Source organism: Nostoc sp. (genome assembly GCF_036916985.1).
GTDB lineage: Bacteria > Cyanobacteriota > Cyanobacteriia > Cyanobacteriales > Nostocaceae > Nostoc.
Genome location: NZ_JBALFD010000013.1, coordinates 81,841 through 100,165, shown reverse-complemented (window position 1 = coordinate 100,165; position 18,325 = coordinate 81,841). Strand labels below are relative to the sequence as shown.

The window sequence follows — 18,325 nt, the reverse complement described above, 5'->3', positions numbered from 1 at the left end:
TCAAAAACAGGAGAAAAACTATCCAATCAGTCTATTAAATGATTGGTTTTAACTCTTATCTTATATTTAGTCTTTCTTCATAGTATCATTTTGCCCCCAGATGGGGCCAGAGAGGGAGTGGGGGAATAGAGTTAGGAGTTAAGAGTTATGAGTTATGAATTTTCAACTCCTCACTTCCACTCTGCTGTCAGGCGACGGAAATTGTAATCACTAGCACTGGGATGACAACTGACACAACTGCTAATCTGGACTGGACGTGGTAACTTCACTTTTGGATGCAAAGCTTTGAAATAACGCGAGTTGTTGAGGCGATATGGTGTTTCTTCGTCATCTAGCTGTACACGGGAGAAAGTCAAAAGATATTTCCACACCAATATACGCGGCGGATCGATTAAAGGCTTGAGTTGTGCGCCGTAGTGCTGCGAATCTTGCAGAAGATTTTTCCAAGTTTGGGTAGGTAAAACTGCTGGTGGTAAGCCGATGTGGCATGTGGAGCAATTTTCTAAATACAGTTCTTGCCCTAGTTTGTATTGTGCAGGTACTACGTCAACAGTACCAATTTCGGCAGTGGGAATAGCACTTTGGGCGTTAGTTGCCAAGGCTAGAATCCAACCCATAGCTAAACTCCAGGTTACAATTACCAGAAGTAAACCGAAAAATTGGCGTTTGAATTCACGTTCAGCGCTTTGCTGTAGCGCTTGGCGATTGCCTAAGAGCGATCGCATTTCACTATCGCGGGTTTTACGCTTAACAAAAATTGACATTCCTCACATTCCCAGATATTTAAAAGTGGCGCTTGTGCTAATCATAAGACTTACGCAGTATTGGTAGTGTTTTAAATTTTGCGTAAGTAATTTTGGCAAGCAACGCATCTTTAACATATCCACAACAGTAATATAAATGTCTATTCAGCACACCACTGAGCTATACAAGAAAAATCTCCTAGCAGTTTGAACCTTCCCCACTGTCAAAATCAGCTAAAATCTTTCGGATTTCATTTACACCAATATCTTCTCGGTCAGATTTTGAATAAATCGTTAGTAGCAAAACACTTGTAGAGACGGCGATTTATCGCGTCTCGAAAACCCACGATTTTCTACATATAGCGCTTAACCCAAGTGTATTGTTTTTTAATTCATCAAACTCACCTGACATTAAGGAATAGAAACCGATCGCAATAATCGCTCAACAACAGTTCTGGAATTGCGTCCTCCTCTAGGGATAAGACGATGGCAAAGAACATGAGGGACGAGAAATTTTACATCATCAGGAATGACATAATCACGACCTAATAGAAAAGCTAGCGCTTGGGCAGCCCGTTGTAATGCTAATGTGCCACGCGGACTGACACCAAGGGCGATTTCCTCATCTTGGCGTGTTGCCCGCACCAATTCGAGGATGTACTGTTGCAAGGAAGTTGCCACTTTTACTTGAGAACAGAGGTAACGCAATTCCTGTACTTCTGCCAAGGTAATACAAGGCTGCAAATCAGCAACTTTTACACCCTTTTGGAGATTTTGCAGCATCAGGAGTTCTTCTCCCTCTGAAGGATAGCCCAAACTCAGGGACAACATAAACCGATCCATTTGCGCTTCTGGCAGGGGAAAAGTACCTTGATACTCGATCGGGTTTTGAGTTGCAACTACAAAAAAGGGCTGGGGAACTGCACGAGAGACACCATCAACTGTTACTTGATGTTCTTCCATAACTTCCAGCAACGCTGACTGAGTACGGGGTGTAGCGCGGTTGATTTCGTCAGCTAGTAGTATGTTAGTAAAGACTGGACCAGGAAGAAAAGTAAATTCGCCGCTTTTTGGGTTCCAGATGTTAGTACCAGTAATATCTGTTGGTAGTAAATCGGGGGTACATTGTAGCCGCTGAAACTTGCCATCCAGTGAACGAGCTAGGGATTTAGCGAGCAGGGTTTTACCAACTCCAGGGACATCTTCTAGGAGAGCATGACCACCACCTAAGAAGGCAACTAGCACTAAGCGTATTGCCTCAGCTTTGCCAACGATGGTAAGAGCTAGATTTTGTGTTAGAGCGTCGATTTTTTCTCTCATGCGTTGCGGGGAGTGGGGAGTGGGGAGTGAAGGGATGAGGGAGCAGGGGAAGCAGGAGGGCAGGGGGAGAAGGATTAATAACCAATGCCCTTCAGGAGTGCTAAGTGCTGAGTAAAGAAGTGAGATTCCCCACTCAGAACTCGGAACTCGGAACTGTTTTGCCCCATTCCCTATCTATTGTTCCCACTAAGTACTCAAAACTTCTCTAGCAACAACGCAGTCAAGTTGAATTTGTGTTTTCAGGGCTTCGAGAGAAGGAAATTTTTGTTCAGAGCGCAAAAATTTAACTAGCTGCACAACAAGTTTTTTGCCATACAAATCACCAGACCAATCAAATAAATGCACTTCCACAGATGAATAACTACCATTTACAGTTGGGCGATTGCCGATATTCATTACGCCCAAGTTCTCACTAGGAGCGGTGTCTGATATTTCGCTGAGAGTGAAAACGCGGACAGCGTAGACTCCTTGGCGGGGCAAAAACTTGTCTTTTGGTAGTTGGAGGTTGGCGGTGGGAAAGCCAATTGTTCTGCCCAATTGTTGACCTTGGACGACATCACCAAGGAGAGTGTAAGGGCGTCCTAGTAGGAGATTTGCATTTTCGATGTCGCCATGCTCAAGGGTTTGACGGATCAATGAAGTGCTAATGCGGGCATCTTGAGTCGGAGTAGTACTGACGCAACTACTTTCGATGGGCGATTCCCCTGTATAAGTTTGTAAGGGAACGATAGTAACGGGAATATTGTGTTTGGCGGCGAGTAATTGCAAATCTTTAGCAGTACCACTGCGCTTTTCGCCGAAACAAAAATCTTGCCCGATACTAATTTGTTGGCATCGTAGCTGTTGCACAAGAATTTTTTCGACGAATTCTTCGGGGTTCAGTGCAGACAATTCTTTGTCAAAGGGTAGTAGTACCAGTTGTTCTACCCCAAGCGATCGCAATTGTTGGACTTTTTCATCCAGTGGCGTTAGCAAAGTCCGGGGTTGCCCCGTAAAAAACTCCTGTGGATGGGGGTCAAAGGTGACAACTGTTGAGTAAATATATTCTTGATTTGCCAGTTGATTTTCCTTTGACTGCCGACTACTGGCTACTGACAAGTTACCACCAGCGTGCAAGACTGGTTGAATTACTCTTTGATGCCCAAGATGAACACCATCAAACTTGCCAAGGGCAACAGCAGTCGGCGTTAGCAGCCCAACGCTAGAAGAAGCAACCCGCACAGAACACCCATTTTTAGACAAATTTAGCACGTGGATTCTGAGATTTTAGGTTTATTTTAGCTATCAGCAGGAAGCTACCCTATGGTAAACCGCTTTGAATTGGGGACTGGGGATTGGGGAAGATAAGTATGAGGATTCATACCCCAAGTAAATCTTAAAAGAATTTCTTTCCCAGCATACAATACCCAATAGCCAGTCCCGGAGCGCTCATTCCTGAGGCAGTGCGGTCTTCTCCCAAGGGATTTGCCCAAGTGGAATAACTGCCATCCCTAACGTGCTGGAAAGGAATCGGGACAACCCGTTGAGGAGGAAAGCTTTTGTACATCGTCTGAACTTCCACCAACTGAGTTAGTTGATACCCCGCCCCTCTGGTGCGTCTGCTGCGCGAACGTGGGCGGTCTTTTAACTCTAAGCCGAGGCATGGGCTAAACGCCCCGCTATCCATGTACGGAACTCAGCACTCTTCATCTGTGGGTGTCTGGGCTGTGTTGATGAATCGATAAAGTGTGTCCTCCTGTTGTCGCCCCGATCCCGTGGCGCTTTAACAACTCTAGGCAGCGCTGTCTTAGCGTCCAACAGGTACGCGATCGCGCTGAAAGCTTCTGATCACCAATCTAATCTAAAATCTCCAATTCCTCCGATCGCAATCTTTAGGTAGAAAACTTACTAACAGGAAAAGATTCTGATAAGGCTACTGAGGTGGGAATCTGAAGCACCAATCCTTCCCGTGCCATAATAGCGCCAGGAAATTTTGCAGCGGCTTGTTTGCCTACACGATCCAAAAAGTCGTCATCGTGCGCCGGATCGTGGTGGTAAATCACCAGAGTTTTGACGTTAGCAGCTTGTGCCACTTTCACCGCTTCTTGCCAGGTAGAATGTCCCCAGCCAATTTTCGGGGATTTTGGGGAGTGGTATTCCTCGTCTGTATAGGTAGAATCGTAAATTAAGATGTCGGCATTACGAGCTAGCCACAGCACATTATCATCGAGTCGATCGGGAAAATGTTCGGTATCAGTGATATAAGCAGCAGCACCACCACGCCAATTGACACGGTATCCTACGGCTTCACCTGGATGATTTAAAGGCGCTGTTTCTACGGTAACGTCATCGATGTGGATTGGTTGCCCCGGTCGAATGTCGTAGAAATTTAAATTTGCCTGCATAATCTGCAAGGGTACGGGAAAATTCGGGTGTAACATTTGATCGTTGAGGCGCTGTTCTATGGTAGAACCATCAGGTGCGATCGCCCCGTAGATATGAAAGTCATTCCCCTTCACAAACCCTGGGGTAAAGAAGGGAAAACCCTGCATGTGATCCCAGTGAGAGTGGGTAAAAAATATGTGAGCTTCTAACGGCATCTGGCGCAACATAGATTGCCCCAAAACATGTAGTCCTGTGCCAGCATCGAAAATTAAGCGCTTATCGCCCGCTTGCATTGATATGCAAGGGGTATTACCGCCGTAACGAACGGTGTGTGGCCCTGGACTGGGGATGCTACCGCGAACGCCCCAAAATTGTACGGTAAATTGGTTCTCTATCCTAGACATGGGTGTTGCTTGCTGGACTGAGCGGGCGATAATTGGAAGAATTTTTACTTATTTTGTCTAAGTTTATGCTGTCTCAGCGATTTTGCTAGAGGGAGGATTTCTTGGTAAAACAGCATACCCTGTTTCTGGTTGATTGTGTAAATGTGAATGAAATACTGTCAGTTAGAATTTTCCGCGTTTTGGGGTGGATGTGTATCACTTATTTCAAGAGTGCCCCTACGTTATAGCCTACATTTTCCTATGATGCATTTACACAACCCCAGTTTTGTCCTGATAAATCAAATGATTCAAGGAAAATTGAATTCCCACTCAGATAATTTATCTAGTCCAGTTGCATAAGTAAGATTGTATTGTAACGGCGTTACACTGATGTAGTTTTTACGCACAACCTGAACGTCTGTCGGTACATTTTGAGGCAAGTTTAATCCGTTTGGGGGTTCCACTTCTTCAATTACCTCTCCGGTTAGCCAGTAGTACGTTTTTCCACGAGGATCAACTCGTTTATCAAATACATCAATGTAACGCCGTATTCCTTGACGGGTGAGAGTAACACCGGCAATTTCTTCCCATTTGACCGCAGGAATATTGACATTTAGCAACATCAAATCTGGCAACGGTTTTTGGGCTAACTGGTCTAGGAGAATTTTGGCAAACTTCGCAGCAGGTTGAAAGTCTTTCGATGTGTGACTTATAAGACTCAGGGCTACACTGGGAATGCCTTCAATTAGACCTTCCATTGCCGCAGAAACAGTACCGGAATACAAGATTTCAGTTCCCAAATTCGCACCTTGATTAATGCCAGAGAGAACTAAATCGGGGGGAGTTGGAAGTAAAGCCCACAGCGCTAGTTTGACGCAATCTGAAGGCGTACCATCGCAAGCCCAAGCTTTGATAGCAGGATGAAAAATCCCTTCAACAATTTCGGCACGAATGGGTTGCTGTAAAGTTAACCCGTGTCCAGTTGCCGATCGCTCTCGATCTGGACAAACTACACTCACATCATGACCGGCCTCTGCCAAGTAATTGGCTAGGGTACGAATCCCCAAGGCAGAAATGCCGTCATCGTTGCTAATTAGTAATTTCATAGTCATTAGTCATTGGTCATTGGTCAAAACAGTTCCGAGTTCCGTACATGGATAGCGGGGTGTTTAGCCCGTTCCGAGTGCTGAGTGGGGAACTTCACTTCTTTACTCAGCACTCCTGAAGGTCATTAGTCATTAGCCATTGGTCATTAGTTATTTGTTATTTGTTATTAACCATTTGTCAATGTCTGAGGTCACAAGCAGCAAAAAAACATGGATACTTACTAGTACACTGTGGCAGAAGTTTGCTTACTTTTAAGACAAGTTACTCAATCCCTAAGTCTTGTTAACTGGGATGTTAGACGGATTTTTGCGCCCACTGTACTAGCCCAACCTCTCTAACTGATAAACACAGATTTAATTTCAGCTGATGTTAATGGATATGACTGTAAGTTTATTTATCGACCAGTTCACAGCTTTTGACTATAGACTAATGACTAATGACCAATGACTAATAACTAATGACTAGCAATTTAGAAGCTCAACTTTTAGCACTGCGGCAAGAAGGAGAAAAAGCGATCGCAGCCGCCAACACCCTAGAACGTCTAGAAGAACTCAGAGTTAACTATCTGGGTAAGAAAGGTGAACTAGGGGCACTGTTGCGAAGTATGGGGCAAATGAGTGCAGAGGAACGACCGAAAATTGGAGCGATCGCCAATACAGTCAAAGAATCCCTGCAAACTAGTCTAGACCAGCAACGTGCTACCTTAGAAGCCGCACAAATTCAGGTACAGCTAGAGGCGGAAACTCTGGATGTGACTATGCCGGGAATTTACAGCCCCCAAGGTCGCATTCATCCCCTCAATGGCATTATCGATCGGGCACTGGATATCTTTGTTGGTATGGGCTACACCGTAGCTCAAGGGCCAGAGATGGAAACAGATTACTACAATTTCGAGGCTCTCAATACCCCGCCCGACCACCCCGCCCGTGATATGCAGGATACCTTCTATCTGCCAGATGGGAATCTTTTACGTACTCATACATCTTCTGTGCAAATTCGTTACATGGAAAGAGAAGAACCACCGATTCGGGTTGTGGCTCCAGGGCGAGTTTATCGGCGAGATAATGTAGACGCGACTCACTCAGCAGTTTTCCATCAAATAGAACTTTTAGCCATTGACGAGGGACTAACTTTTACAGACCTCAAAGGCACAATTAAAGTATTTTTACAAGCAATATTTGGCGATTTACCAATTCGTTTTCGTGCCAGTTATTTCCCGTTTACTGAACCCTCTGCTGAGGTAGATTTGCAGTGGAATGGGCGGTGGCTAGAGGTGATGGGCTGCGGTATGGTCGATCCAAATGTACTTAAGTCTGTGGGTTATGATCCAGAAGTTTATACAGGGTTTGCTGCTGGTTTTGGTGTAGAACGGTTTGCAATGGTGTTACACCAAATTGATGATATTCGCCGCTTGTATGCTAGTGATTTGCGATTTTTGCAGCAATTTTAGGTAAGCGATCGGGCATTTACTCAAATCTATTGCAAAAATTAATTTGATTAAAATAGAACCGCAGAAAAACATCGAAGAATTATACTAATTCTTTAAAATAAGGCTAGATACTTAATCTGGAAATCCAGATTAAAGCTGATTTTGTTAATATGAATTAGGAATTGGTGTTATCTGTGGTTCTAAATAATAAACCAGGATTCTTGCAAGCTCTATAAGAGGATGTTTTAAAAGTCATCTGCTCGGTAGCAAAACGTTTTAGATCCCCCTAAATCCCCCTTAATAAGGGGGACTTTTAGAGACTTTGCCCCCCCCCTTTTTTAAGGGGGTTGGGGGGCTCAATAAGTGCCTAAAATTACAGCTACCCACTTTTAAAACATCCTCTAATTTCTACAATCAAAACTAGCCTGAGCAATGACAGAATCTAAGCACATGTAAGCTGATGCAATTCACTTGGGATGAAAATAAGCGGCAATCAAATTTAGGCAAACACGGGTTTGATTTCGTGGATGCTTCCCAAGTTTTTGAAGGTGCAATATTCACGTTTGAAGATGAGCGTTATGCTTATGGAGAACAGCGCTTTATTACACTCGGACTATTGCACGGGCGAGTAGTGGTGATTGCCCATACAGAAGTTAGGGATGAAATTTGTGTCATTTCGATGAGGGAGGGAACTAAACGTGAGCAATTCATTTTCTTTCAAAGCCTCTCAAACTGATTGGGAGAGGATTGATGCAATGCAAGATGAGGACATTGATCTTTCTGACATTCCAGAAGTGACTGAAGAACAGATGAAGCAAGCAGTGCTGCGGGTTGGCGGGAAACCTGTTGAACGGAGTCAACAACGTGTCGATCTCCTCCTAGATGCTTTCATCGTGGAATACTTCAAGACAAAGGCAGGTGAGCAAGGATATCAAGTGCTAATTAATCAGGCATTGGCAGAGTATATCCTAGCAAAAACAGTGGATTTATCAGTTTTAGAAGTCAAGGAGACTATACCAGATTGAAGTAAACTATTGAGTACGTAACTACCCTTTACGTGATATGACTACGATCGCTGGCAAACGTCTAACGCTTGAAGAATATTTGAAGTATGACGATCGCACGGATAATCAATATGAGCTAGTGGCAGGTGAGTTAGTTGCAATGCCACCCGAAAGCCCAAAAAATGTCCAGATATCTCTGTTTTTGTTAGTCAATTTCCTCAAGTTCACCCCGTTCAATCGGTTAAGTAACAAAGTTGAAATTATTGTTGCTGGTTCTCGTGCGACAACTCGCATTCCTGACTTAGTTGTGCTGACGGATGAACTTGCAGCAGCCTTAGAAGGCGCAACGCGATCCACAATTACCTTGGATATGCCGCCTCCAGCATTAGTTATCGAAGTTGTCTCCCCTGGCAAAGCTAACGCAGATCGGGACTATCGCTACAAACGTTCTGAGTATGCAGCAAGGGGAATTGCTGAATATTGGATTGTTGACCCCCAAAGAAATGCAGTTACAGTACTGATATTAGTTGACGGGTTTTATGAAGAAACCAGATTTACCGGAAATACTGCGATCGCATCTACTATCTTCCCAGAGTTACAGCTAACCGCAGAGCAAATACTTAACGCAGGAGAAAGCAATGTGAGTGATGCCATCTCTTAGTTTAAATTATACAGAAAAACTTGGATATCCTTTGGCTGAGTTTCTTGATATATCTAGGTTTTGGCGTAGGCGTAGCCCAACCTAGTCATCGCACAGCCTTTTTTCTACAGTAGACTGCACCAACGAATTACCCGGTGACTGAATCCCCTTCTCAAATAGCCGATAACTGATACACTATATTGTAAGAGGTATCTGAAGTGTCATACTTAATAATATCACCAGATAATCTTTGCATCCTTAACACGTTTTAACGTGTATAACTCATGAAAAATACTTCAGATTTAATTCTAGAATTTGAAAAACTATTCAGACAAAAATTACAACTAAATAATTGTAAGCTGAGAAAGAAAAGACAAGAGAATAATTATGAAATTATTACTCCAGCTAAAGATATTTTTTTGATGTATTGGTCTGAATTTCCAGAAGTGAATTTAATATATCAAGCTGTAGGGGTACGAACTCAGCAGACTGGAGTTTATGAGCGGGCTATCCGTTCGCACATTAGTTGTTGTTTAAGTAGTATCCAGGAAAATCCTACTTCTGAATCACCATTATTGGTGAAATAACTATACTCATCTAAACACAGAGAAAATTTACTAAACTCTCGTTAGTTACCTGACAACACTAGCGAGAGTTGACACCAAAAATCTGTTGATCGAGAGATAAAAATGCAAGCCGAAAAAAATCAAGAGCAAGATCAGCTAGATTATAAAACCTTGTTAGCCAATGCAAAGCAAGCCTTAAAACTTGAATATCAGAAATCATCCGCTTTAGCGTCCCAACTGCAAGCCATAAAAACTCAGTTAGAACAAGTTCAGACTGAAAACAAAACTTTGAGGGAAAGTGCTTATGAAGATGTAATTAGGCACTTTGAGGCACGTACTCAAGCAGCAGAAGCACTAGCGCTAAAAACAGAAGTACGCCAAAAGTTTCTTGAAGCCAATGGTTGTAAGGATGATGAGAGCTTTGATACTCTATGGAATAGCATTAAAAATAAGGTTCAGATCCAAGATGGTGAAGTGAGAATCGTTGCTCAAAATGGCACTCCTAAGTTCACCTTAACAGGCAGTATGATGAATTTGAGGGATTTTATTCAATCCCTCAAACAAGACCCAATCTCTAGAAAGTTTTTCTTGAATTAGAGAGCCAAATTAATTAAAATCTCTCGTTACAAGAAGATTAAGGATTGTAGCAAAAAGTTATTCATCTTCATCCCCTGGCGGTCGTTCGCTCTCGCTTTGTTGGGCGTTCCACTCCAAAACAATGCGCTCCAACATCTCAGACTGCGTACAGTTATTAACATCGGCGTACATTTTAATCAACTGCCTCACTTCAGGACTAATGTGGCGAATTTCTAGTTGGTTACTTTGTAGCATGTCCATTAACTTTTAGTGTCTATCACATTATGTTGAACTATTAAACTATGTCTGTTGCAGGAAATTTTGTTAATGGCAATCGCTCACTGTCGCCTGCTATGTAATTATTTAGTATTAAAATCATTAACCTGGTGGGGCTGCTTCTTCAAAGGGACGGATAATCACCGGGGCTGGTGTAACTTCTGGTTTAAAAATTCCCTGCAATGCTTGTTCTAAGGTTTGTGCCATGACAATCCGGTTTTCGTAAGCCACGACTACCCGCACCAAAGTTGGCAAGCTATTCTGTGTGGCTTCTAAATAGATTGGCTCGACATATAGTAGCGATTGGTCAATGGGAATTACTAGGAGATTGCCTTGAATGGCTCTCGACCCCTGGCGATTCCACAGGGAAATTTGCTGTGAAATTACTGGGTCTTGGTTAATTCGCGCCTCGATTTGCTCTGTCCCATAAACCAGGCGTTCTTTAGGAAAGACATACAAAACTAGCCTACCATAGTTCTTGCCATCCGATCGCGCCGCTAGCCAAGCGATTAAATTAGTCCGTTGTTTGGGAGTATAGGGAAGAAGCAGGATAAATTCTTCTTTGCGGGAGGATTCCCCAACAAAAGGTACTGTGGGTAGACTAGTGGTTAAATAATACGGCTCTACCGGTCGAGGTTCACTGCCATAGATTTCGTTGGGGATTTGCCACTGGTCTTCCCGATTGTAAAATACCTGAGGATCAGTCATGTGGTAAGTCATCAACCGCTCAGATTGAATTTTGAAAAAGTCCACCGGATAACGGGTATGACTGCGGAGATTGACTGGCATTGTACTGAGCGGTTTGAACATTTTGGGAAATATTGCTGCCCAAGTGGCAATGATCGGATCGCTTGGATCGGCAATATAAAAGTTAACAGTGCCGTTGTAAGCATCAATCACGACTTTGATAGAATTGCGGATGTAGTTGATACCATCGCTACCAGTGTCAGAGTAAGGATAGCGATCGCTCGTTGTATAGGCATCAACAATCCAGTAAAGATAACTGGGATTACTGGGAAAATCTTGATTAGCAGCAGCAGCGACTAAATAAGGATCGCTATCAAATTTCAGAAAGGGTGCGATCGCTTGAATTCTTTGCTTAACATTTCGTCGCAGTAGCAATTTTGTCTCTGGCAAAAAGTCTCGCGTTAGCATCATCTGCCAATCTTTCAAATACATGGCAAATAGCCAGCGCCGCCATGCTGAACCGATTTCAACGCCACCTAGCCCATCGTAAGAGTTGTAAACATTGTCACTTCCACTAGGGTAATCTAGCTCTCTAACTCTTGTGCCAGTCATCACATAGCTATTAGTAATTTCACCGTAATAAATCCGGGGTTGCCCAATGGGAATACTTTGACGAATGGCTTCACTGGAAGTTGTGAGGGCGCTACTATCACCGCTAATATCTTTAACAAAATATTCTGGTAGCCCACCCGGTCCAACTGTATTAACTGGACTAACAGTAAACCCAAACCCGTGGGTATAAATTAAATGGCGGTTAACCCATGTTTGAGCTTCCTGTGGTACTGCACTGTAGTCTAATTCTCTGGCAGCAATCAATACTTGCCGCCGCTCTGTCGATTCTACTGCTTCCTGTGGCTCTAGCGTTTTTTGCGGAGTAGATGGTCGGTGTGCAGTAATATCTGTTACTAAAGTGTATCGATCGATATCAGCATCAGGGAACCGATAATACGGCCGAATTTGTTGCAGTTGACGGTTAGTTTCTAACAGTGGCCGCTGATCCCAAAGGCGAATATTCCGAATTGTCAAGTCATTCTTTTGAATATCTGCTTCAGTCAATGTTCCTTGCGGGTTGAAAGTTTTAGCATCGATCGCCTCTAAATCAAATGCTTGGCGAGTTAAGGCGATAGTACGCTGAATGTAGGGTTGCTCTCGTTGCAACTCATTCGGTTGGACAATTAAATATTGCACTACATTAGGTAGAAGAATGCCGGCTATTGCAACTAATAAGAGATAAACCCCTAAGCTATAAAATACCAAGCGGCGATGCTGAGATTTTGATCTCCAGAAAAATGTTCGCCAAAGTAGGTAATAGGCGATCGCAACTGCCAGGACGCACAAGACAGTGTAAGCTGGTAACTGGGCTGTGACATCTGTATAGCTAGCACCATAACTGACTCCCCGGCTAGAATACACCAGTTCATAGCGACTTAACCAATAACTTAGAGCCACTACCAGCATCAATAAGCCACCCATACCATATAAATGGCGCTGCTGCTGGGGCGAAAAACCGGGGAAAATTCCCTGACTTAAACTGTTTCCTGAAAGGAGATAAGTGAGAGTAACGGCAACAAAGCCATACAAACATAATCCCATCAGCCAGAGTTCTAGCAGTTCCCAAAAAGGTAAAGAAAATACGTAAAAGCTGATATCTCGACCAAATAAAGGCTCAGTGCTGTTGAAAAGAGTAGGGTGGAAATATTGCAGCACCTTCGGCCAGTGTTGGAAGAGAATGAATGCAAAAATGGGACTGAATAAAATGGCGATCGCAGTTAATAAAAATTGGGGATAAACTAAGATTGCGATCGCTACTCCCCCAATTAAGCCCAGATACCAGACTTGAGAGCAAATCTGCCTCAATAGTTGGCAGATTGCCTCTGGTCGAAATAGCGCGGGAATAGTTAGATTAGCCTGATTAATGGGAGAATGCCAGTAGGCAAGAGCAATTTGACCATAGTGGGCTAAAATTAACCCGATTAACAAGCTCAGTACCAGAGCTACAGGTAACAACCAGCGCAATCTCAATGATTGAAAGCGTTGTGGTGCAAGTATCCGGGCTTCGTTGCGTCTTCGATAATCAGGACTGAGGAAATTTGTTAATTCACTGCCAAGTTGTGCTGACTCAATCTTCGGAGAGTGAGGATATTTTAGCCGTTGTGCCAAAGCCAAGTTTAGCAGTAGATAGGCAGCAGTTATGCCAGCCACCACTACCCACAAAACACCACCAGTCATTACTCTCAACAGAAATACTTGGAGATAGCCGACTTCCTGAAACCAAAAAATCTCTGCTCCCAAGCGGGAACCCAGATTCAATAGTAGCCACAGCCCCAAGAATCCGATTAATAGTCTAAAGCCCCATTTCCGATACATTCCGTTGCAGCCAAACTATCTGCAAAGCTAACCTTACTGCATTGAGGAAGATATGTAAAAGGGATTGGGGACTAGGGATTGGGGATTGGGGAAAACTAACTGTAACTTCTCTCCTGCTCCATCATCGCCCTCATCTCCCCACTCCTGAATACTTTCTACATCATTTTGTTAGCATTGAGTGAAGTACCCGTCAGTAAGGGAGCGAGGGCGATGTATGCAACCGTCACACAACCACTGACTTTTGAAGAGTTTCTTGCCTGGGACGATGGTTCAGGCAGAGAGTTTGAGCTATTGGATGGGATTCCCGTGCCATTATCAGAACCAAATGCAAATCATGAGGATTTGATCGAGCGACTGTGTACCTACTTAGAAAATCACTGCCAAGAAAATGACCTGTCTTACGTGTCGCGCCAGTCCAAGCAGGTTCGGCTCAAAACAGCACCACCAGAAAAGGAAAAAAGCCGGAAAGCAGATATTGTCATATTTGCAAGAGTTGAATGGCAGAGGATGAAAACTAGCTCTAGTTCTGCTGCTGCATATATTCCACCACCCGGTATCATTGAGGTCGTTAGCAACAACTGGAAGGACGACTATCTGACAAAACTTGCTGAATATGAGGACTTAGGTGTTTTCGAGTACATCATTGTAGACTATGCTGCTTTTGGTGGCATTCGGTTCATTGGCTCTCCCAAGCAACCAACCATTACAATCTACCAACTTGAAGGTGCAGAGTATTTACCCCCAAAGGTGTTTCGAGGGCAGGATCGAATTGATTCTAGATTGTTTCCGAACATTCCCTTAACGGCTGAACAGATTTTTGCAATGAGTCGCTGATTTCGCGCTGTTTCAGGTTGCGTTGAGAAAGGAGGCACAATACCTGAATCCCTATCTTCCCCCGATAAAAAGTTCCGAAGCATCCTCTAAACCGAGATCAGCGAATACGTTAACACTGCTTTCTTCAAAAACGGGTATCTGTGCCATTATTGTTTCTCCCTTGCCACTGCGTCCTTATGTCGCGTTATATATATTAATCATCTATCCAAATAATTTTAATTCATGCAAAAAATTGTATCCGATCCAAAAATAATGATGGGCAAACCTGTTATTTCAGGAACTCGTATTACAGTTGAATTAATTCTCGAAAAACTGGCTGCGGGTGAAACATCTCAGCAAATACTCGAAGCGCATCCGCGACTCAGCGATGAAGGAATTAAAGCAGCTTTGGCATTTGCGTGTTAATTCGGTTATTCAGTTTATCTCCAAATGATAAAGCAGAAATTATTGCCAATGCCATTAATCAACACGCAGATGAATTATTAGGAGCTTTTACTGTTATTTCATCGAAAAGTATTTGCATTCGTAAAATAACGTGAGTTTTAGATGCGATCGCATCTAAAATTAAGAGTGCAATTCTTATAAAATGCGATCGCGCCTTGTGTTCTGGTAGATGATGCGTAAATTTGGGATGTTTTTTATTTGAAAGTCTTAGTACTAATGACTAAATCGGCGGCTATTTCTCCCATCTCTTCAAAGACTGAGATTCCCGCCGATTTTTGCTGATTACTTTGTGTGAGACTATAGCGGACGGTAAACACGATAGTTGATTTCGGGGAAGATATTATCCATTAACTCGACTTTTTCGAGCCAACCACTATCAATTTTGCCTACTTTAACGTCTTCATAGAGCTTGTTGAACCTCATCAGGTGCGATCGCGTCCGTCTGACTGCATAAGGTACCATAGTTCCTGTCCGCATAATAAATGCCCAGTCGGAAGATTGAGCTAATAGTAACTCCCGCGCCGCTTGGTTCAATGCTTTCAATCCCAACTCATCTTCTGGTTCCAGATGCGAGATTTCAATCATCCGTTCAGCAGCTTTGTGCAAATGCGGATAAATCCACGCATTCGTTTCATTCAACCAATACTCATGAAAACCTTTGAAACCCCAACTCGACTGCGAAGGACGACAGACTTGCTGCGTTGGCTGCTCACGCAAATAGTCTGCTAAATGGGTCATCTTATATGTTCCTTGGTCATACCACGACTTGCGGAATAGGTAATCGATAAACCAAGGGCCTTCATACCACCAATGTCCAAATAACTCTGCGTCATAAGGCGAAACGATAATTGGCGGACGCTGCATTATACCATAGAGATGCTCAGATTGCTGCTCTCGATTATACATAAAGTTAGCAGCGTGTTCTGCTGCCTTTTCCCTAGCCCAATAGGGATCGTAGAGCGCCTTATCTGACAGCCCTAAGCCACGCCCAGTAATTTTGTGATACTTAATACCCGTATTTTTTCGTTGACCATTGGGCATAATATAGGGCTTAATATACTCATATTCTGCTTCCCAGCCCAAATCTTTGTAAAATTCCCGATATTCCGCCGCTCCAGGATAGCCCACCTCAGAAGACCATACCTGTTGGGAAGATTCCTGATCTCGACCAAAGACCGCAACACCCGTTTCTGTATAAATTGGGGCGTAAGTGCCAAAGCGCGGACGGGGACGGGCGTAAAGGATACCATGTCCATCAGTGAGGAAGTAGCGTAACCCAGCATCGGCTAGCATCCGGTCTAAACCTTCATAGTAGGCACATTCAGGCAACCAAATGCCTCTAGGTGCTTGTCCAAAGGTTTGCTCGTAATGTTCGCAGGCTACCTGAATTTGCGCCCACACTGCTTGCGGATACATTTTCATCAACGGTAAATAGCCATGAGTCGCGCCGCAAGTGATGATTTCCAGGTTGTTACTGTCTTGGAACTTCTTAAAAGCAGTCACCAAGTCACCGCCGTAGCGTTCCCATAGCTGACGCGCTTCGCTAAACTCAGTAGCGTAATATTCAGCTAAATAACGAAGATGTCCATTGTTGACATTATGTTCTGCTTCTAATGCTATAAGTTCTTCTAGTTGGGCTAAGTGTGCTTCATAGCGTTCTTGAAGCAGAGGATCGCGAAGCATCGACACTAGAGGTGGTGTCATACTCATCGTGATTTTAAAGTCGATACCGTCTCGCTTTAAGCCTTCAAATACTTTTAATAAGGGGATGTAAGTTTCTGTTATGGCTTCATAGAGCCATTCTTCCTCCAGCACGTAGTCACTTTCTGGGTGACGAACGAAGGGTAGATGTGCATGGAGTACAAGCGCGACGTAGCCGATAGCCATAGTGATTTTGGGGTGATACTTGTAAGTTGAAGGTCGAGAGGTTTGGCTGAAATTAACAATATTTTAAGACTTTATGGGGATCGTAAGAGTAGTTAATGATTTTTTCTCAATCAATGCTGTCAGTAGAACGCCAAGTTTTTGAATCTTCCCTACCTGTTATACTGAAACTTTAGTGACAGCAGTTTTCATGTATTTGAACCACATCTGTCGTAGGGGCAATTCATGTAGACGCGATCGCGGAGCATCTGTCTGCGACACGCTGCACGAACGTAGAGAAGGGGCTTCCCGCAGGGTATTGCCCCTACGGGTGTACCTCACTTGAAGAAGAATTGCTATACTGCTAAAAGTTTAGGTGCGAATTTCATTCGCACAAGGACGACCCTGTTCAATATCAGTAATATTAGCAAAAGTTGTTTCTGCAATATTGTAGAGAGCTTCTGCTGTAAAAAAGGCTTGATGTCCAGTAATGAGTACATTGGGGAACGTTGTCAGACGTTGGAAAATATCATCTTGAATAATTTCGCCAGACAAATCCTCGAAGAACAATTCTGATTCTTGCTCGTAGACATCCACACCAAGATAGCCAATTTTACCAGACTTTAATCCCTCAATCACTGCAAGGGTATCAATCAGCGCTCCTCGGCTAGTATTAATTAGCATCACACCTGGCTTAATCTGTTCTATTGCCTCAGTGTTAATCAAGTGATGGGTTTCGGGAGTTAGGGGGCAATGCAGAGAGATAATATCAGAATTAGCAAATAGCTCAGGTAGTTCTACATACTTTCCACCTAGCGACTCCAATTCTGGATTGCGATAAACGTCATAGGCGAGTAAGTGACAGCCAAATCCCTTCATAATCTGTCCTAAAATCAGACCGATTTTGCCAGTACCGACAATTCCCACTGTGCGATCGTGCAAGTTAAATCCCAACAGTCCATCTAGGGAAAAATTGCCTTCTCGGACACGGTTATAAGCACGATGAATTTTGCGATTTAGGCTCAAAATCAATCCTACGGCATGTTCTGCTACCCCATAAGGTGAATAGGCAGGAACACGCACAACAGTAATTCCTAAGTCTGCTGCGGCTTGTAAGTCTACATTGTTGAACCCTGCACAGCGAAGAACAACCAGGCGAGTTCCCCCTGAGGCAAGAAGCACTAAAGTTGGGGCATCAACCTGATCGTGTACAAACACGCAAACTGCCGGAAATCCGGCAGCAAGGATAGCCGTATCCCGATTTAAGCGGGGTTCAAAAAACACTAATTCGTGTTGGGTGGGAGAATTTGCAGCTGACAAAAACTGCCGATCGTAGGCTTTTGTACTGAAAACTGCTACTTTCATGCAAAACCTCAGGCTTTATGCTGCTCGGTGTTCGAGTACATAATACCTTGACGTTTAAAGGAGCGATGTCTACGACAAGCCTAGCTGCGGAACTTTTGAATATTGTCAGTATTGGGGACTTCCAAATAAAAAAATATCCAATTAAGGGACTTCCAAATAAAAAAATAATCAATCGCTTTGGGGAGACTTGGGAGAGATATTGCTACCTTGTCTACCTTGTCCCCCTGTTCCTATTGGATGCAATAAGTTCCTAGTGGATGCAAAAATTGAGTAATTTAATTTTTGGATGTCCCTAAC

At 43.5% G+C, this 18,325-nt stretch carries 18 protein-coding genes; 8 read left to right on the top strand and 10 right to left on the bottom strand.

Annotation, left to right across the window (positions count from 1 at the left end; genetic code table 11):
* Nucleotides 1-170: 170 nt before the first annotated feature.
* The 6 genes from V7L07_RS03435 to surE all read right to left on the bottom strand — a co-directional run bounded on the left by V7L07_RS03435 (nt 171) and on the right by surE (nt 5,916).
* Nucleotides 171-764: a cytochrome C gene (locus V7L07_RS03435; protein ID WP_442936000.1), complete on the bottom strand. Its 594-nt coding sequence runs from the start codon at nt 762-764 to the stop codon at nt 171-173.
* A gap of 390 nt (nt 765-1,154) precedes the next feature.
* On the bottom strand, nt 1,155-2,063 hold the full coding sequence (locus tag V7L07_RS03430) for an AAA family ATPase (protein ID WP_335055075.1): 909 nt from the start codon (nt 2,061-2,063) through the stop codon (nt 1,155-1,157).
* Between the two features lie 186 nt (nt 2,064-2,249).
* Nucleotides 2,250-3,314: a bifunctional riboflavin kinase/FAD synthetase gene (locus V7L07_RS03425; RefSeq protein WP_335055072.1), complete on the bottom strand. Its 1,065-nt coding sequence runs from the start codon at nt 3,312-3,314 to the stop codon at nt 2,250-2,252.
* Nucleotides 3,315-3,438: 124 nt separating this feature from the next.
* A complete protein-coding gene (locus V7L07_RS03420; RefSeq protein WP_335055070.1) occupies nt 3,439-3,729 on the bottom strand; it encodes a hypothetical protein in 291 nt (96 codons plus the stop codon).
* A gap of 205 nt (nt 3,730-3,934) precedes the next feature.
* Nucleotides 3,935-4,831 carry an MBL fold metallo-hydrolase gene (locus tag V7L07_RS03415; protein WP_335055068.1) on the bottom strand — a complete coding sequence of 299 codons (897 nt, stop codon included), beginning with the start codon at nt 4,829-4,831 and terminating at the stop codon, nt 3,935-3,937.
* 287 nt (nt 4,832-5,118) lie between these two features.
* Nucleotides 5,119-5,916: a 5'/3'-nucleotidase SurE gene (gene surE / locus V7L07_RS03410; RefSeq protein WP_335055135.1), complete on the bottom strand. Its 798-nt coding sequence runs from the start codon at nt 5,914-5,916 to the stop codon at nt 5,119-5,121.
* A gap of 458 nt (nt 5,917-6,374) precedes the next feature.
* On the opposite strand from surE, the gene pheS reads away from it, so the two are divergent.
* The 6 genes from pheS to V7L07_RS03380 all read left to right on the top strand — a co-directional run bounded on the left by pheS (nt 6,375) and on the right by V7L07_RS03380 (nt 10,153).
* Complete coding sequence (pheS, locus tag V7L07_RS03405; RefSeq protein WP_335055066.1) at nt 6,375-7,367, top strand: phenylalanine--tRNA ligase subunit alpha; 993 nt, start codon at nt 6,375-6,377, stop codon at nt 7,365-7,367.
* A 439-nt stretch (nt 7,368-7,806) separates the two neighbouring features.
* Nucleotides 7,807-8,082, top strand: a complete 276-nt coding sequence (locus V7L07_RS03400; protein ID WP_335055064.1) for a BrnT family toxin — start codon at nt 7,807-7,809, stop codon at nt 8,080-8,082.
* Entirely contained in the window at nt 8,045-8,371 is a 327-nt protein-coding gene (locus V7L07_RS03395) for a BrnA antitoxin family protein (RefSeq protein ID WP_335055062.1), read from the top strand. Before V7L07_RS03400 ends, V7L07_RS03395 begins: the two co-directional genes overlap by 38 nt.
* Before the next feature lie 37 nt (nt 8,372-8,408).
* Nucleotides 8,409-9,011: a Uma2 family endonuclease gene (locus V7L07_RS03390; RefSeq protein ID WP_335055060.1), complete on the top strand. Its 603-nt coding sequence runs from the start codon at nt 8,409-8,411 to the stop codon at nt 9,009-9,011.
* A gap of 263 nt (nt 9,012-9,274) precedes the next feature.
* Nucleotides 9,275-9,577 carry a hypothetical protein gene (locus V7L07_RS03385; RefSeq protein ID WP_179066195.1) on the top strand — a complete coding sequence of 101 codons (303 nt, stop codon included), beginning with the start codon at nt 9,275-9,277 and terminating at the stop codon, nt 9,575-9,577.
* A gap of 102 nt (nt 9,578-9,679) precedes the next feature.
* On the top strand, nt 9,680-10,153 hold the full coding sequence (locus tag V7L07_RS03380; protein ID WP_335055058.1) for a hypothetical protein: 474 nt from the start codon (nt 9,680-9,682) through the stop codon (nt 10,151-10,153).
* 57 nt (nt 10,154-10,210) lie between these two features.
* Here V7L07_RS03380 and V7L07_RS03375 read toward each other — a convergent pair whose 3' ends face one another.
* Nucleotides 10,211-10,393 carry a hypothetical protein gene (locus tag V7L07_RS03375; protein WP_335055055.1) on the bottom strand — a complete coding sequence of 61 codons (183 nt, stop codon included), beginning with the start codon at nt 10,391-10,393 and terminating at the stop codon, nt 10,211-10,213.
* A gap of 117 nt (nt 10,394-10,510) precedes the next feature.
* Complete coding sequence (locus tag V7L07_RS03370) at nt 10,511-13,522, bottom strand: UPF0182 family protein (RefSeq protein ID WP_335055053.1); 3,012 nt, start codon at nt 13,520-13,522, stop codon at nt 10,511-10,513.
* Nucleotides 13,523-13,732: 210 nt separating this feature from the next.
* Here V7L07_RS03370 and V7L07_RS03365 point away from each other — a divergent pair, with 210 nt between their 5' ends.
* Together V7L07_RS03365 and V7L07_RS03355 are read left to right on the top strand one after the other, a co-directional pair.
* Nucleotides 13,733-14,356 (top strand): Uma2 family endonuclease, encoded by a 624-nt coding sequence (locus V7L07_RS03365; RefSeq protein ID WP_335055051.1) that lies wholly within the window; start codon nt 13,733-13,735, stop codon nt 14,354-14,356.
* 222 nt (nt 14,357-14,578) lie between these two features.
* Nucleotides 14,579-14,761, top strand: a complete 183-nt coding sequence (locus V7L07_RS03355; protein ID WP_334778844.1) for a DUF433 domain-containing protein — start codon at nt 14,579-14,581, stop codon at nt 14,759-14,761.
* A gap of 336 nt (nt 14,762-15,097) precedes the next feature.
* Here the strand turns inward: V7L07_RS03355 and V7L07_RS03350 are convergent, their stop codons facing one another.
* Together V7L07_RS03350 and V7L07_RS03345 are read right to left on the bottom strand one after the other, a co-directional pair.
* Nucleotides 15,098-16,687 (bottom strand): glycoside hydrolase family 57 protein, encoded by a 1,590-nt coding sequence (locus tag V7L07_RS03350; RefSeq protein ID WP_335055049.1) that lies wholly within the window; start codon nt 16,685-16,687, stop codon nt 15,098-15,100.
* A 348-nt stretch (nt 16,688-17,035) separates the two neighbouring features.
* The gene (locus V7L07_RS03345; RefSeq protein WP_335055047.1) at nt 17,036-18,028 is read right to left on the bottom strand and encodes a 2-hydroxyacid dehydrogenase; all 993 of its coding nucleotides are present in this window, start codon (nt 18,026-18,028) and stop codon (nt 17,036-17,038) included.
* Nucleotides 18,029-18,325 lie beyond the last annotated feature (297 nt).

Coding starts and splice junctions, on each gene's coding strand:
- V7L07_RS03385 (WP_179066195.1), top strand. CDS start 9,275: ATGAAAAATACTTCAGATTTAATTCTAGAATTTGAAAAACTATTCAGA.
- V7L07_RS03415 (WP_335055068.1), bottom strand. CDS start 4,831: ATGTCTAGGATAGAGAACCAATTTACCGTACAATTTTGGGGCGTTCGC.
- V7L07_RS03355 (WP_334778844.1), top strand. CDS start 14,579: ATGCAAAAAATTGTATCCGATCCAAAAATAATGATGGGCAAACCTGTT.
- V7L07_RS03375 (WP_335055055.1), bottom strand. CDS start 10,393: ATGGACATGCTACAAAGTAACCAACTAGAAATTCGCCACATTAGTCCT.
- V7L07_RS03370 (WP_335055053.1), bottom strand. CDS start 13,522: ATGTATCGGAAATGGGGCTTTAGACTATTAATCGGATTCTTGGGGCTG.
- V7L07_RS03350 (WP_335055049.1), bottom strand. CDS start 16,687: ATGGCTATCGGCTACGTCGCGCTTGTACTCCATGCACATCTACCCTTC.
- V7L07_RS03430 (WP_335055075.1), bottom strand. CDS start 2,063: ATGAGAGAAAAAATCGACGCTCTAACACAAAATCTAGCTCTTACCATC.
- V7L07_RS03380 (WP_335055058.1), top strand. CDS start 9,680: ATGCAAGCCGAAAAAAATCAAGAGCAAGATCAGCTAGATTATAAAACC.
- V7L07_RS03435 (WP_442936000.1), bottom strand. CDS start 764: ATGTCAATTTTTGTTAAGCGTAAAACCCGCGATAGTGAAATGCGATCG.
- surE (WP_335055135.1), bottom strand. CDS start 5,916: ATGAAATTACTAATTAGCAACGATGACGGCATTTCTGCCTTGGGGATT.
- V7L07_RS03365 (WP_335055051.1), top strand. CDS start 13,733: ATGTATGCAACCGTCACACAACCACTGACTTTTGAAGAGTTTCTTGCC.
- V7L07_RS03420 (WP_335055070.1), bottom strand. CDS start 3,729: ATGGATAGCGGGGCGTTTAGCCCATGCCTCGGCTTAGAGTTAAAAGAC.
- pheS (WP_335055066.1), top strand. CDS start 6,375: ATGACTAGCAATTTAGAAGCTCAACTTTTAGCACTGCGGCAAGAAGGA.
- V7L07_RS03400 (WP_335055064.1), top strand. CDS start 7,807: ATGCAATTCACTTGGGATGAAAATAAGCGGCAATCAAATTTAGGCAAA.
- V7L07_RS03390 (WP_335055060.1), top strand. CDS start 8,409: ATGACTACGATCGCTGGCAAACGTCTAACGCTTGAAGAATATTTGAAG.
- V7L07_RS03345 (WP_335055047.1), bottom strand. CDS start 18,028: ATGAAAGTAGCAGTTTTCAGTACAAAAGCCTACGATCGGCAGTTTTTG.